This window comes from Escherichia sp. AM3 (assembly GCF_032029835.1).
Taxonomy (GTDB): Bacteria; Pseudomonadota; Gammaproteobacteria; order Enterobacterales; family Enterobacteriaceae; genus Escherichia; species Escherichia coli.
Genome location: NZ_JAVUPQ010000002.1, coordinates 1 through 15,086, shown reverse-complemented (window position 1 = coordinate 15,086; position 15,086 = coordinate 1). Strand labels below are relative to the sequence as shown.

The following is a 15,086-nucleotide window of genomic DNA, read 5'->3' as shown; positions in this document are numbered from 1 at the left end:
CGGCGGTGTATCATATTCCAGAGAAGAGAGAACATTGCGGTAACACGCTTTTACCGCTACCTTAACCACACTCCATCGGTCACCTGAGGCGGAGCTTCGCCCCTTTGAAATACCTTGCTTCTTTTCGTACAACCCTGAAAGCCTCGCGCTACATGTTCAGAGCATTGGCGTTAGTGCTCTGGCTGTTGATTGCTTTTTCATCCGTTTTTTACATCGTTAATGCGTTACATCAGCGAGAATCGGAAATTCGTCAGGAATTTAATCTGAGTTCCGATCAGGCTCAGCGCTTTATTCAACGCACCTCTGATGTGATGAAAGAGCTGAAGTACATCGCTGAAAATCGCTTATCGGCAGAAAACGGTGTGCTTTCCCCGCGTGGACGAGAAACGCAGGCGGATGTGCCTGCGTTTGAACCGCTGTTTGCCGACTCTGATTGTTCCGCAATGAGTAACACCTGGCGAGGTTCTCTGGAGTCATTGGCGTGGTTTATGCGCTACTGGCGCGATAATTTTTCTGCGGCTTACGATCTCAACCGGGTATTTTTAATCGTCAGCGATAACCTCTGCATGGCCAATTTCGGTCTGCGTGATATGCCAGTGGAACGCGATACCGCGTTGAAAGCGTTGCATGAACGCATCAATAAATATCGAAATGCACCACAAGATGATAGCGGCAGTAACCTCTACTGGATCAGCGAAGGTCCGCGCCCTGGCGTCGGGTATTTTTACGCGTTGACGCCAGTTTATCTGGCGAACCGGTTGCAGGCGCTTTTGGGTGTCGAGCAGACCATCCGGATGGAGAACTTTTTCTTACCGGGCACGTTGCCGATGGGGGTTACCATTCTTGATGAAAATGGTCATACCCTGATTTCGCTTACCGGACCTGAAAGCAAAATTAAGGGCGATCCTCGCTGGATGCAGGAACGCTCCTGGTTTGGCTATACGGAAGGGTTCCGGGAGCTGGTGCTGAAGAAAAATCTGCCACCCTCATCGCTAAGCATCGTGTATTCGGTGCCGGTTGATAAGGTGCTGGAACGCATTCGCATGTTGATCCTTAACGCAATTTTGCTGAATGTGCTTGCCGGAGCTGCATTGTTTACTCTCGCACGGATGTACGAGCGACGTATTTTCATTCCGGCGGAAAGCGACGCCCTGCGACTGGAAGAACATGAGCAGTTCAATCGCAAGATTGTCGCCTCCGCGCCAGTGGGTATCTGCATTTTGCGTACCGCTGATGGCGTCAATATTTTAAGTAACGAACTGGCGCATACCTATCTCAATATGCTTACGCATGAGGACCGCCAACGACTGACGCAAATTATCTGTGGGCAGCAGGTCAATTTTGTTGATGTCCTGACCAGCAACAATACCAATCTGCAAATCAGCTTCGTCCATTCGCGCTATCGTAATGAAAACGTGGCCATTTGTGTGCTGGTGGATGTTTCTTCGCGCGTGAAGATGGAAGAGTCGTTGCAGGAGATGGCACAAGCAGCGGAACAGGCGAGCCAGTCAAAATCGATGTTCCTTGCCACCGTCAGTCATGAGCTGCGAACGCCGCTGTATGGCATTATCGGTAACCTGGATCTGTTGCAAACCAAAGAGTTACCGAAAGGCGTCGATCGTCTGGTGACGGCAATGAACAACTCTTCCAGCCTGTTGTTGAAAATTATCAGCGATATTCTCGATTTCTCGAAGATTGAATCGGAACAGTTGAAGATCGAACCGCGTGAGTTTTCACCGCGTGAAGTGATGAACCACATCACCGCCAACTATTTACCGCTGGTGGTACGCAAGCAGTTAGGCTTGTACTGCTTTATTGAACCGGATGTGCCAGTGGCCTTAAATGGCGACCCGATGCGTTTACAGCAGGTCATCTCCAACCTGTTGAGTAACGCCATAAAATTCACCGATACCGGCTGTATAGTTTTGCATGTCCGCGCTGATGGCGATTATCTCTCTATCCGTGTTCGCGATACCGGCGTGGGGATTCCGGCGAAAGAAGTGGTGCGCTTGTTTGATCCCTTCTTCCAGGTCGGAACGGGCGTACAGCGAAACTTCCAGGGGACCGGTCTGGGTCTGGCGATTTGTGAAAAACTGATCAGCATGATGGACGGCGATATCTCGGTAGATTCAGAACCGGGAATGGGCAGCCAGTTTACCGTGCGTATTCCGTTGTACGGCGCTCAGTACCCGCAGAAAAAAGGCGTGGAAGGGTTGAGTGGTAAACGCTGCTGGCTGTCGGTCCGCAATGCGTCGCTCTGTCAGTTCCTGGAAACCAGTTTGCAGCGCAGCGGCATCGTCGTTACAACATACGAAGGGCAGGAACCGACTCCCGAAGATGTGTTAATTACTGACGAGGTAGTGAGTAAAAAATGGCAGGGTAGAGCGGTAGTGACCTTCTGTCGTCGCCATATTGGTATTCCGCTGGAGAAAGCGCCAGGGGAGTGGGTACACAGTGTGGCTGCCCCGCATGAGCTACCGGCATTGTTGGCGCGTATTTATTTGATCGAGATGGAGAGCGACGATCCTGCTAACGCTCTGCCGTCGACGGACAAAGCGGTCAGCGATAATGACGATATGATGATTCTGGTCGTGGATGATCATCCGATTAACCGACGTCTGCTGGCAGATCAGTTGGGATCGTTGGGCTATCAATGTAAAACCGCGAATGATGGTGTCGATGCGCTTAATGTACTTAGCAAGAATCATATTGATATCGTGCTTAGCGACGTCAACATGCCAAATATGGATGGTTACCGCTTGACGCAACGCATTCGTCAGTTGGGACTGACGTTGCCGGTAATCGGAGTAACTGCTAATGCGTTGGCTGAAGAGAAGCAGCGGTGTCTGGAGTCCGGTATGGACAGCTGCCTGTCGAAGCCGGTAACGCTGGATGTGATAAAACAGACGCTGACGGTATATGCCGAGAGGGTCAGGAAATCGCGGGAATCGTAGGACGGATAAGGTGTTTATGCCGCATCTGGCATTCAGTGCAAATGCCAGATGCGACGCTGACGCGTCTTATCTGGCCTACTTTAATGTAATCTGTTGAAATAATGGGAATCGTAGGCCGGATAAGGCGTTTACGCTGCATCCGGCAATCGGTGCAAATGCCAGATAAGACACTAACGCGTCTTATCTGGCCTACAGATGATTAGTCTTTATCTGCCGGACTTAAGGTCACAGAAGAGAGATAATTCAGCAGGGCGATATCGTTCTCGACACCCAGCTTCATCATCGCAGATTTCTTCTGGCTACTGATGGTTTTAATACTGCGGTTCAGCTTTTTAGCGATCTCGGTCACCAGGAAGCCTTCCGCAAACAGGCGCAGAACTTCACTCTCTTTTGGCGAGAGACGCTTGTCACCGTAACCACCAGCACTGATTTTTTCCAACAGGCGAGAAACGCTTTCCGGGGTAAATTTCTTCCCTTTCTGCAGCGCGGCGAGAGCTTTCGGCAGATCTGTCGGTGCACCTTGTTTCAGCACGATCCCTTCGATATCCAGATCCAATACCGCACTAAGAATCGCCGGGTTGTTGTTCATGGTCAGAACAATAATCGACAGGCTTGGGAAATGGCGCTTGATGTACTTGATTAAGGTAATGCCATCGCCGTACTTATCGCCAGGCATGGAGAGATCGGTAATCAACACATGCGCATCCAGTTTCGGCAGGTTGTTGATCAGTGCTGTAGAGTCTTCAAATTCGCCGACAACATTCACCCACTCAATTTGCTCAAGTGATTTGCGAATACCGAACAAGACTATCGGATGGTCATCGGCAATAATTACGTTCATATTGTTCATGTAATAGGCTACCTTGCTACAGCAAGCTCTTGACATAACTGTCAATGTCGCTGATGTATTTTTCTATTCCTGGAACATCCTTCTCACGAATCAGATGTTCCAGCGTTTCACATAACTGCTTGCCGGGTACCAGATTTAGCATGGCAAATACGCCTTTAAGACGATGAGCCGTTTGGGCTAACGCAGCAAAGTTACTGGTTGCTGCTTCAGTATACAGCCTCTTAACATCATCCGGTACTGTGTCTACAAAGAGCGCATAATAGCCGCTGGCATGGAGTTGCGCATTTTCATCTCCGCCCAGAGGCGATTCTGTCACCTCTTCCTGCGCCAGTTGCACTTCAATTAATTGTAAGACCGCTTCCTGCATAGCGTTGCTCATATTGAAGTTGACGCACAATTGACCAGGCCCAATTTCCCGTACGCCAGACTCATCATCGCTTAAAAGCAAGCCAGAGGCAGTAAGATTAGACGGATTATCCGTTAAAAAGATATCATAATCTTGACTAATTAATCTTTCATCGGGTGTGATACAGGTTGCACCCCAATTTTCTAACTGGCGAGTGACAATATTCCGAATTTCTGCCGAAGTAACATCCACCATTACGCAGACATCATCCAGTAAACGCTCTTCTTCCTCTTCAACTTCCGGGTCAGCTGCGAGCATTTTGATATGCACAGAGTAGCGTGTACCAAGCCCATCCCGCGTTTTGATGTTTAAATGACCGCCCAGTTTACGTGCCAGTTGATCGCTCAGCCAGAATGCCAGCGGGTCCGCCTTGCCATAGCGATCGTTTTGGGTCTGGTTGATAAACGGGAAGTGCAAATTATCCATTTCATGAATGCTTACGCCTTCTCCGGTGTCCAGAATGCGGAACGTCAGGCGGTCTTCGGAGGACTCATCCTGATCAACCTCAAGGGTGATTTTTCCCAATTGCGTTGAGGTCACGGCATATTGCATCAGTAGCAGCAAAATACGTCGTAAGGCATCGCGATCGCCGCGGCGCATATCGTGTGCTTTCAGATGATTGTTAATCAGCAGTTGCAGACCTTTACGCTTGATGGCAGGCAACACTGAAGGCACAACTTCATCAATTAAATCCTGCACGGAGAACAGCACCGTCTCACTTTTCCAGCTATCGTCCGCAAGCATGTTCGCTAACTGTATTTCATCGACCAGCCGCACCAGCACATCTGCCTGATTCGCCAGTTGTTTGCTTTCCGGGGCATTGAGTTTAGCCGCGCTCTCCGCCAGGGACTGTGCGGGTTCTTTCAGCGCATCGCCAATGTTTTTCATAAAGGTCATCCGCCCCTGCTGGTTTTTCTCATACAGACGCTGCGCCTGCTTGAGTTTCTTGTTTACCAGCACTTCGCGATCCTGATCGCGAATAATGAAAATTTGTGTGCGCGGCGCGACCTGGCTGCGGAACATGCGGATCTCATACAGCTCGTTATTGATCGTCGCCTGAATAATCCCCTGATGCTGTTCCGCCATGGTGGTGATGTTTTGCAGATTCAAATGCGGCAGCAAATGATCGGCAATTTTGTTACTTATGACAGTGCGGTTCGATTCCTGATCGTGAACCAGCAGGCCGAGCGGCAGCAGTGAGACTATCTCTTCATTGATTGCCCGTAAAATGCGCAATTCGTTATTGACCGCCGTGTTGGGTAGACTTTCTGTACTGCGACTGGAGAAATGGCGGAATGTGGTATAGCCAAATAACGCCAGCGCCAGCAAACCGATGTTCAGCAGCAGTGGCAGCAGAATGTTTTGCAACGTATCCAGCAATAAGGTGCCATAAGGAACCTGCCAGACCAGGCGCATATCGGTAGAGTTGAGTGCCGAGGAGATTTCAATCTTCGTACTGTTAAAGTGGATACTGACGCTATCCGTCCCTTCTTTCTCATTATCATTGTCTCCCGTTGCCGTCGCGTCTGGCTCAAGGCGGAAACTGTCCAGCGGCATACCCGGTGGGATCAAATCATTAATCGGCAGATCAAAAGCCACGACCGTTGCCAGATGTCCCGGCTGGTTGAACGTGGTACGCAAGGTAAAGTAATGACCGTTCTGCCAGGCCAGGCGGCGCATGTTAGAAAAACTTTCGCGTTCATCGAGGGCGTTGGCCTGTTGCAACATTTCTGCACGACGTGAATCAACAATGTCACTGACGGTCGATTCTTTAAATCCGGAGGTGAGATCTTTGAGGGGCAGGGTTGAGATCAGTACCAGACTGTTATCCTGACCATTCAGGTAATACATCGACCACGGTACATTTTCTGCACCCCACAATGTATCCAGATAAGTGGACATCCGCTGAGTCATCTCAAGCGTTGAGTTGTCGTGAGAGCCAAAGATTAACGCTTCCGTTTTGCGGCGTGGTTTCTCCAGATAGTAGACATCCTGTTTCAGGCGCGTCTCTTGTAAACCTTCGCCGGAGGAGGGGGAGGTCGTCGCGGCAATGTTGTCGTAGATCTGCCAGGTCACGTAACGCCAGGTATCGACGCGCTTTTGGATTGCGTGGGTAATGTCGACAATCTGGTAACTTTTATCTTTCAGCCAGGCGTTAACGGCGCTTTGTACCATTACCCCCATCGTCACCAGTAACACAATGATCAACAGTAAAAAGAAGCGGGTAATGCTCCCCGGTAGGAGTGAAAAGCGGGTCGTGGCCGTTGTCTCTTTCTGACGCATTCGTGTTTATGACCTGTTAAAACTTCGCGAAGTGATAGGGCAGTATAAAGGGTACAGTGTGAAATTCCAGACTCTTACCTGATTGATGATTCTCTATTCTCCCGTGATATTTATCATCCTGCATTGGGGAAATAGATGTACAAGCGCCATTTTGCTGTACAAATAACCTACAAAAAGCCCAACGAAATTAATTGCAAATAAACGAAGATTGCTGGAAATTATGCTGATGTTAATTATTTGTGAAATAGTTAACAAGAGTTATAGTTTTTCTGTGGTAGCACAGAATAATGAAAGTGTGTAAAGAAGGGTAAAAAAAACCGGATGCGAGGCATCCGGTTGAAATAGGGGTAAACAGACATTCAGAAATGAATGACGGTAATAAATAAAGTTAATGACGATAGCGGGAGATATTCTAGTTGCGAGTGAAGGTTTTGTTTTGACATTCAGTGCTGTCAAATACTTAAGAATAAGTTATTGATTTTAACCTTGAATTATTATTGCTTGATGTTAGGTGCTTATTTAGCCATTCCGCAATAATCTTAAAAAGTTCCCTTGCATTTACATTTTGAAACATCTATAGCGATAAATGAAACATCTTAAAAGTTTTAGTATCATATTCGTGTTGGATTATTCTGCATTTTTGGGGAGAATGGACTTGCCGACTGATTAATGAGGGTTAATCAGTATGCAGTGGCATAAAAAAGCAAATAAAGGCATATAACAGAGGGTTAATAACATGAAAGTTAAAGTACTGTCCCTCCTGGTCCCAGCTCTGCTGGTAGCAGGCGCAGCAAACGCTGCTGAAGTTTACAACAAAGACGGCAACAAATTAGATCTGTACGGTAAAGTAGACGGCCTGCACTATTTCTCTGACAACAAGTCAGAAGACGGCGACCAGACCTATGTACGTCTTGGTTTCAAAGGCGAAACTCAGGTTACTGACCAGCTGACCGGTTACGGCCAGTGGGAATATCAGATCCAGGGCAATACCTCTGAAGACAACAAAGAAAACTCCTGGACCCGTGTGGCATTCGCAGGTCTGAAATTCCAGGATGTAGGTTCTTTCGACTACGGTCGTAACTACGGCGTTGTTTACGACGTAACTTCCTGGACCGACGTACTGCCAGAATTCGGTGGCGACACCTACGGTTCTGACAACTTCATGCAGCAGCGTGGTAACGGCTTCGCGACCTACCGTAACACCGACTTCTTCGGTCTGGTTGACGGTCTGAACTTTGCTGTTCAGTACCAGGGCAAAAACGGCAGCGTAAGCGGCGAAGGCATGACCAACAACGGTCGTGGCGCTCTGCGTCAGAACGGCGACGGTGTCGGCGGTTCTATCACTTATGATTACGAAGGCTTCGGTATCGGTGCTGCAGTTTCCAGCTCCAAACGTACTGATGCTCAGAACACCGCTGCTTACATCGGTAACGGCGACCGTGCTGAAACCTACACTGGTGGTCTGAAATACGACGCTAACAACATCTACCTGGCTGCTCAGTACACCCAGACCTACAACGCAACTCGCGTAGGTTCCCTGGGTTGGGCGAACAAAGCACAGAACTTCGAAGCTGTTGCTCAGTACCAGTTCGACTTCGGTCTGCGTCCGTCTGTAGCATACCTGCAGTCTAAAGGTAAAAACCTGGGTGTCGTTGCTGGTCGTAACTACGACGACGAAGATATCCTGAAATATGTTGATGTTGGTGCGACCTACTACTTCAACAAAAACATGTCCACCTACGTTGACTACAAAATCAACCTGCTGGACGACAACCAGTTCACTCGTGACGCTGGCATCAACACTGATAACATCGTAGCTCTGGGTCTGGTTTACCAGTTCTAATCTCGATGGATATCGAACAAAGGGCCTGCGGGCCCTTTTTTCATTGTTTTCAGCGTACAAACACAGTTTTTTGGTGTACTCTTGCGACCGTTCGCATGAGGATAATCACGTATGGAAATAAGCTTTACCCGCGTGGCACTGCTGGCTGCCGCGCTCTTTTTTGTTGGTTGCGATCAAAAACCACAACCCGCCAAAACCCACGCTACTGAAGTTACCGTTCTTGAAGGCAAAACCATGGGTACCTTCTGGCGTGCCAGCATCCCGGGCATTGATGCCAAACGCAGTGCCGAACTTAAAGAAAAGATTCAGACCCAGCTGGACGCCGACGATCAGCTGCTTTCGACCTATAAAAAAGATTCCGCGCTGATGCGCTTTAACGATTCGCAAAGTTTATCGCCGTGGCCGGTAAGTGAAGCGATGGCCGATATCGTCACCACCTCGCTGCGCATTGGCGCGAAGACCGATGGCGCGATGGATATAACCGTCGGGCCGCTGGTGAATCTGTGGGGCTTTGGCCCGGAACAACAGCCGGTTCAAATTCCGAGCCAGGAACAGATCGATGCGATGAAAGCCAAAACCGGCTTACAGCACCTGACGGTCATCAATCAGTCGCATCAGCAATATCTGCAAAAAGACCTGCCGGATTTATATGTCGATCTCTCCACCGTCGGTGAAGGTTATGCGGCGGATCACCTGGCACGCTTGATGGAGCAGGAAGGGATTTCCCGCTATCTGGTGTCGGTGGGCGGCGCGCTGAACAGCCGTGGTATGAACGGTGAAGGCCAGCCGTGGCGGGTAGCGATTCAAAAACCAACCGATAAAGAAAACGCGGTTCAAGCTGTGGTGGATATCAACGGTCATGGGATTAGCACCTCTGGCAGCTACCGTAACTATTACGAACTGGACGGCAAACGTCTTTCCCATGTTATCGATCCGCAAACCGGGCGTCCCATCGAACACAATCTGGTATCCGTGACGGTGATTGCTCCGACGGCGCTGGAAGCCGATGCCTGGGATACTGGCTTAATGGTACTCGGGCCGGAGAAAGCCAAAGAGGTTGTTCGCCGGGAAGGGCTGGCGGTTTATATGATCACCAAAGAAGGCGATAGCTTTAAAACCTGGATGTCACCACAGTTTAAAAGCTTCCTTGTCAGCGAAAAAAATTAAAGCGCAAGATTGTTGGTTTTTGCGTGATGGTGACCGGGCAGACTAAAGGCTATCCTTAACCAGGGAGCTGATTATGAAAAACGCCACATGCTTAACTGACGATCAACGCTGGCAATCTGTCTTAGCCCGCGACCCGAATGCCGACGGCGAATTCGTTTTCGCCGTGCGCACCACGGGTATCTTTTGCCGTCCGTCTTGCCGCGCCAGACATGCCTTGCGGGAAAATGTCTCCTTCTACGCAAATGCCAGCGAGGCACTCGCCGCCGGATTTCGCCCCTGCAAACGTTGTCAGCCAGACAAAGCCAATCCCCGGCAACATCGGTTGGATAAAATCACCCACGTGTGTCGACTGCTGGAACAGGAAACGCCTGTAACGCTGGAAGCCTTAGCCGACCATGTGGCGATGAGTCCGTTCCATCTGCATCGGTTGTTTAAAGCTACTACCGGAATGACGCCTAAAGCCTGGCAACAGGCCTGGCGCGCTCGCCGTTTGCGCGAATCGCTGGCGAAAGGGGAGAGCGTGACGACGTCTATTCTTAACGCCGGATTCCCCGACAGCAGCAGTTACTATCGCAAAGCTGACGAAACGCTGGGCATGACGGCTAAACAATTCCGTCACGGTGGCGAAAATCTGGCGGTGCGTTACGCGCTGGCTGATTGTGAGCTGGGTCGTTGCCTGGTGGCAGAAAGCGAGCGGGGGATTTGCGCGATATTGCTGGGCGATGATGACGCGACACTAATCAGCGAGTTGCAGCAGATGTTTCCCGCTGCCGACAACGCGCCTGCCGATCTGATGTTTCAGCAACATGTGCGTGAAGTGATCGCCAGCCTCAATCAACGCGATACGCCGCTGACGTTACCGCTGGACATTCGCGGCACTGCTTTTCAGCAACAAGTCTGGCAGGCACTGCGCACGATACCTTGCGGTGAAACCGTCAGTTATCAGCAACTGGCTAACGCCATCGGCAAACCGAAAGCGGTACGGGCCGTTGCCAGCGCCTGTGCCGCCAACAAGCTGGCTATCGTAATACCCTGTCATCGAGTGGTCCGTGGTGATGGCACACTTTCCGGTTACCGCTGGGGCGTGTCGCGTAAAGCGCAACTGCTGCGCCGGGAAGCTGAAAATGAGGAGAGGTAATGTTGGATCTGTTTGCCGATGCTGAACCGTGGCAAGAGCCACTGGCGGCTGGAGCGGTAATTTTGCACCGTTTTGCTTTTAACGCTGCGGAGCAACTAATCCGCGATATTAATGACGTTGCCAGCCAGTCGCCGTTTCGCCAGATGGTCACCCCCGGGGGATATACCATGTCGGTGGCGATGACCAACTGTGGGCATCTGGGCTGGACGAGCCATCGGCAAGGTTATCTCTATTCGCCCATTGATCCGCAAACAAATAAACCGTGGCCCGCCATGCCACAGAGTTTTCATAATTTATGTCAACGTGCGGCTACGGCGGCGGGCTATCCAGATTTCCAGCCAGATGCTTGTCTTATCAACCGCTACGCTCCTGGCGCGAAACTGTCGCTGCATCAGGATAAAGACGAACCGGATCTGCGCGCGCCAATTGTTTCTGTTTCTCTGGGCTTACCCGCGATTTTTCAATTTGGCGGCCTGAAACGAAATGATCCGCTCAAACGTTTGTTGTTGGAACATGGCGATGTGGTGGTATGGGGCGGTGAATCGCGGCTGTTTTATCACGGTATTCAACCGTTGAAAGCGGGGTTTCATCCACTCACCATCGACTGCCGCTACAACCTGACATTCCGTCAGGCAGGTAAAAAAGAATAAAAATAAGAATTATTATTGCTGTGCGCGCGAAGATGTTTAAACTGCGGGCTGTAATTCATTGTCCGGGTTTTCTGCATGGAACTTCTTGTACTTGTCTGGCGGCAGTATCGCTGGCCATTTATCAGTGTGATGGCGCTAAGCCTCGCCAGTGCGGCATTAGGCATTGGCTTAATTGCTTTTATCAATCAGCGCCTTATCGAAACGGCGGATACCAGTCTGCTGGTGTTGCCGGAGTTTCTGGGATTATTGCTGCTGTTGATGGCAGTCACTCTCGGATCGCAACTGGCGCTCACCACTTTGGGGCATCACTTCGTTTACCGACTGCGTAGTGAATTTATCAAGCGGATTCTGGATACTCACGTCGAGCGCATTGAACAACTCGGTAGCGCCTCGTTGCTGGCGGGGTTAACCAGCGATGTGCGCAATATCACCATTGCTTTTGTGCGTCTGCCGGAACTGGTGCAGGGGATCATTCTCACTATCGGTTCAGCGGCGTATCTGTGGATGCTGTCGGGCAAAATGTTGCTGGTAACGGCTATCTGGATGGCGATCACCATCTGGGGCGGTTTTGTGCTGGTGGCGCGGGTGTACAAACATATGGCGACCCTGCGTGAAACCGAAGACAAGCTGTACACGGATTTTCAAACTGTACTTGAAGGGCGCAAAGAGCTGACTCTGAACCGGGAACGCGCCGAGTATGTGTTTAACAACCTCTACATTCCTGATGCGCAAGAGTATCGCCATCATATTATTCGCGCAGACACCTTCCATCTTAGTGCCGTGAACTGGTCAAACATCATGATGCTGGGCGCAATCGGCCTGGTGTTCTGGATGGCGAACAGCCTCGGTTGGGCTGATACCAACGTTGCCGCGACCTATTCGTTGACGCTTTTATTCCTGCGTACGCCGCTGCTTTCGGCGGTTGGCGCATTGCCGACGCTGCTGACGGCGCAGGTGGCTTTTAACAAGCTGAACAAATTCGCGCTCGCGCCTTTCAAAGCAGAGTTTCCGCGCCCGCAGGCGTTTCCCAACTGGCAAACGCTGGAGCTGCGTAACGTGACGTTTGCTTATCAGGATAACGCGTTTTCCGTTGGTCCGATTAATCTCACCATCAAACGTGGCGAGCTGCTGTTTCTGATTGGCGGCAACGGTAGCGGAAAATCGACGCTGGCGATGTTGTTGACGGGCTTGTATCAGCTACAAAGCGGCGAAATCTTGCTGGATGGCAAACCTGTCAGCGGCGAACAACCGGAAGATTATCGCAAACTGTTTTCGGCAGTGTTTACCGATGTCTGGCTGTTTGATCAACTGCTGGGGCCGGAGGGTAAACCCGCTAACCCGCAACTGGTTGAGAAGTGGCTGGCGCAGCTGAAAATGGCTCATAAGCTTGAGTTAAGCAACGGGCGTATTGTTAACCTGAAGTTATCAAAAGGGCAGAAAAAACGCGTGGCGCTGTTGCTGGCGCTGGCAGAAGAACGCGATATTATCCTGCTGGATGAATGGGCGGCGGATCAGGATCCACACTTCCGTCGTGAGTTTTATCAGGTGTTGCTGCCGCTGATGCAGGAGATGGGTAAAACTATTTTCGCCATCAGTCATGATGATCATTACTTTATCCACGCCGACCGCCTGCTGGAAATGCGCAACGGGCAACTTAGCGAGCTGACGGGCGAAGAGCGCGATGCTGCTTCGCGTGATGCCGTTGCCCGGACGGCATAATATTACGACGCTGACCTGGCGGACTGCTGCCGTCAGGTCAATATGCTAAAAATCCCTTCATTTCTAATAACCCTATAATTAATCAACGAAATTATAATGTTTCTAAAATTAGAATATAATTTATAAACATTATTTAAATGTTGTTACTTAAGTGTTACCGTTGATGCCGCGCAAATCTCACCTGCAATAAAGCGACTAAAAGTAAGGCATTAACAAGATGAAAAAAGTGACTGCCATGCTCTTCTCGATGGCCGTGGGGCTTAATGCCGTTTCGATGGCGGCAAAAGCGAAAGCGTCCGAGGAGCAGGAAACTGATGTACTGTTGATTGGCGGCGGCATTATGAGCGCCACGTTGGGGACCTATTTACGCGAGCTGGAGCCTGAATGGTCGATGACCATGGTGGAGCGCCTGGAGGGTGTCGCGCAGGAGAGTTCGAACGGCTGGAATAACGCCGGAACCGGGCATTCTGCACTGATGGAACTGAACTACACCCCGCAAAACGCCGATGGCAGCATCAGTATTGAAAAAGCAGTCGCCATTAACGAAGCATTTCAGATTTCCCGCCAGTTCTGGGCGCACCAGGTTGAGCGCGGCGTGCTGCGTACTCCGCGTTCATTTATCAATACCGTTCCGCATATGAGCTTTGTCTGGGGCGAGGATAACGTTAATTTCCTGCGCGCCCGTTACGCCGCGTTGCAACAAAGCTCGCTGTTTCGCGGTATGCGTTACTCTGAAGATCACGCGCAGATCAAAGAGTGGGCACCGTTAGTGATGGAAGGGCGCGATCCGCAACAGAAAGTGGCAGCCACGCGTACGGAAATTGGTACCGATGTGAACTACGGCGAGATCACCCGCCAGTTAATTGCTTCCTTGCAGAAGAAATCTAACTTCTCGCTGCAACTCAGCAGCGAAGTCCGCGCCCTAAAGCGTAATGACGATAACACCTGGACCGTTACCGTTGCCGATCTGAAAAATGGCACTGCACAGAACATTCGTGCCAAATTTGTCTTTATCGGCGCGGGCGGTGCGGCGCTGAAGCTGTTACAGGAATCGGGGATTCCGGAAGCGAAAGACTACGCCGGTTTCCCGGTGGGCGGACAGTTCCTTGTTTCGGAAAACCCGGACGTGGTTAATCACCATCTGGCGAAGGTTTACGGTAAAGCATCCGTTGGCGCACCACCGATGTCGGTTCCGCATATCGATACCCGCGTTCTGGACGGTAAACGCGTAGTGCTGTTTGGGCCATTTGCCACCTTCTCAACCAAATTCCTCAAAAACGGTTCATTGTGGGATCTGATGAGTTCCACCACCACCTCTAACGTGATGCCGATGATGCACGTCGGGCTGGATAATTTCGATCTGGTGAAATATCTGGTGAGTCAGGTGATGTTGAGTGAAGAGGATCGTTTTGAAGCGTTGAAAGAGTACTATCCGCAGGCGAAAAAAGAGGACTGGCGTTTGTGGCAAGCGGGGCAGCGCGTGCAGATTATCAAGCGTGATGCCGAGAAAGGTGGCGTACTGCGTCTGGGTACTGAAGTCGTCAGTGACCAGCAAGGGACCATTGCCGCGCTCCTGGGGGCATCGCCAGGGGCGTCAACCGCCGCGCCGATTATGTTGGATCTGCTGGAAAAAGTATTTGGCGATCGCGTTTCCAGCCCGCAATGGCAGGCTATGTTGAAAGCGATCGTTCCGTCTTATGGACGCAAGCTGAACGGTGATGTAGCGGCAACAGAACGCGAGTTGCAGTACACCAGCGAAGTGCTGGGGCTGAAATACGACAAGCCGCAGGCAGCAGATAGTACGCCGAAACCGCAGTTGAAACCGAAACCCGTTCAAAAAGAAGTGGCGGATATTGCGTTGTAATGATGTGCCACATCCGGCATGGTATGCCGGGGATGTGGCGTATGCTGATAAGACGCGCCAGCGTCTTATCAGGCAACCGGCTCGGGCGTTAGATGTCGGATGCGGCGTAACCGCCTTATCCAACCTACGGGGTGCAGCACTTCACAGCGGTGTAGGCCTGATAAGACGCGCCAGCGTCGCATCAGGCAACCGGCTTGGGCGTTAGATGTCGG

General features: G+C 50.8%; 9 protein-coding genes. 7 read left to right on the top strand and 2 right to left on the bottom strand.

What is annotated here, in order from left to right; translation table 11 throughout:
* Nucleotides 1-104 precede the first annotated feature (104 nt).
* The gene (gene rcsC / locus RTW80_RS01235; RefSeq protein WP_085448414.1) at nt 105-2,954 is read left to right on the top strand and encodes a two-component system sensor histidine kinase RcsC; all 2,850 of its coding nucleotides are present in this window, start codon (nt 105-107) and stop codon (nt 2,952-2,954) included.
* Between the two features lie 199 nt (nt 2,955-3,153).
* Here the strand turns inward: rcsC and rcsB are convergent, their stop codons facing one another.
* Together rcsB and rcsD are read right to left on the bottom strand one after the other, a co-directional pair.
* Nucleotides 3,154-3,804 carry a response regulator transcription factor RcsB gene (gene rcsB, locus RTW80_RS01230; RefSeq protein WP_001061917.1) on the bottom strand — a complete coding sequence of 217 codons (651 nt, stop codon included), beginning with the start codon at nt 3,802-3,804 and terminating at the stop codon, nt 3,154-3,156.
* A 16-nt stretch (nt 3,805-3,820) separates the two neighbouring features.
* Nucleotides 3,821-6,493 (bottom strand): phosphotransferase RcsD, encoded by a 2,673-nt coding sequence (gene rcsD, locus RTW80_RS01225; RefSeq protein ID WP_032247335.1) that lies wholly within the window; start codon nt 6,491-6,493, stop codon nt 3,821-3,823.
* Nucleotides 6,494-7,229: 736 nt separating this feature from the next.
* Here rcsD and ompC point away from each other — a divergent pair.
* The 6 genes from ompC (at nt 7,230) to mqo (ending at nt 14,874) form a co-directional block, all read left to right on the top strand.
* The gene (gene ompC, locus RTW80_RS01220; protein ID WP_000865597.1) at nt 7,230-8,336 is read left to right on the top strand and encodes a porin OmpC; all 1,107 of its coding nucleotides are present in this window, start codon (nt 7,230-7,232) and stop codon (nt 8,334-8,336) included.
* A 111-nt stretch (nt 8,337-8,447) separates the two neighbouring features.
* Nucleotides 8,448-9,503, top strand: a complete 1,056-nt coding sequence (gene apbE, locus RTW80_RS01215) for an FAD:protein FMN transferase ApbE (protein WP_000406070.1) — start codon at nt 8,448-8,450, stop codon at nt 9,501-9,503.
* 73 nt (nt 9,504-9,576) lie between these two features.
* On the top strand, nt 9,577-10,641 hold the full coding sequence (gene ada / locus RTW80_RS01210; protein WP_000786377.1) for a bifunctional DNA-binding transcriptional regulator/O6-methylguanine-DNA methyltransferase Ada: 1,065 nt from the start codon (nt 9,577-9,579) through the stop codon (nt 10,639-10,641).
* Nucleotides 10,641-11,291 carry a DNA oxidative demethylase AlkB gene (gene alkB, locus RTW80_RS01205; RefSeq protein WP_000884918.1) on the top strand — a complete coding sequence of 217 codons (651 nt, stop codon included), beginning with the start codon at nt 10,641-10,643 and terminating at the stop codon, nt 11,289-11,291. The genes ada and alkB overlap by 1 nt, the downstream gene beginning before the upstream one ends.
* A gap of 75 nt (nt 11,292-11,366) precedes the next feature.
* Complete coding sequence (yojI, locus tag RTW80_RS01200; protein WP_063119384.1) at nt 11,367-13,010, top strand: microcin J25 efflux ABC transporter YojI; 1,644 nt, start codon at nt 11,367-11,369, stop codon at nt 13,008-13,010.
* Nucleotides 13,011-13,227: 217 nt separating this feature from the next.
* Nucleotides 13,228-14,874: a malate dehydrogenase (quinone) gene (gene mqo, locus RTW80_RS01195; RefSeq protein ID WP_000758070.1), complete on the top strand. Its 1,647-nt coding sequence runs from the start codon at nt 13,228-13,230 to the stop codon at nt 14,872-14,874.
* Nucleotides 14,875-15,086 lie beyond the last annotated feature (212 nt).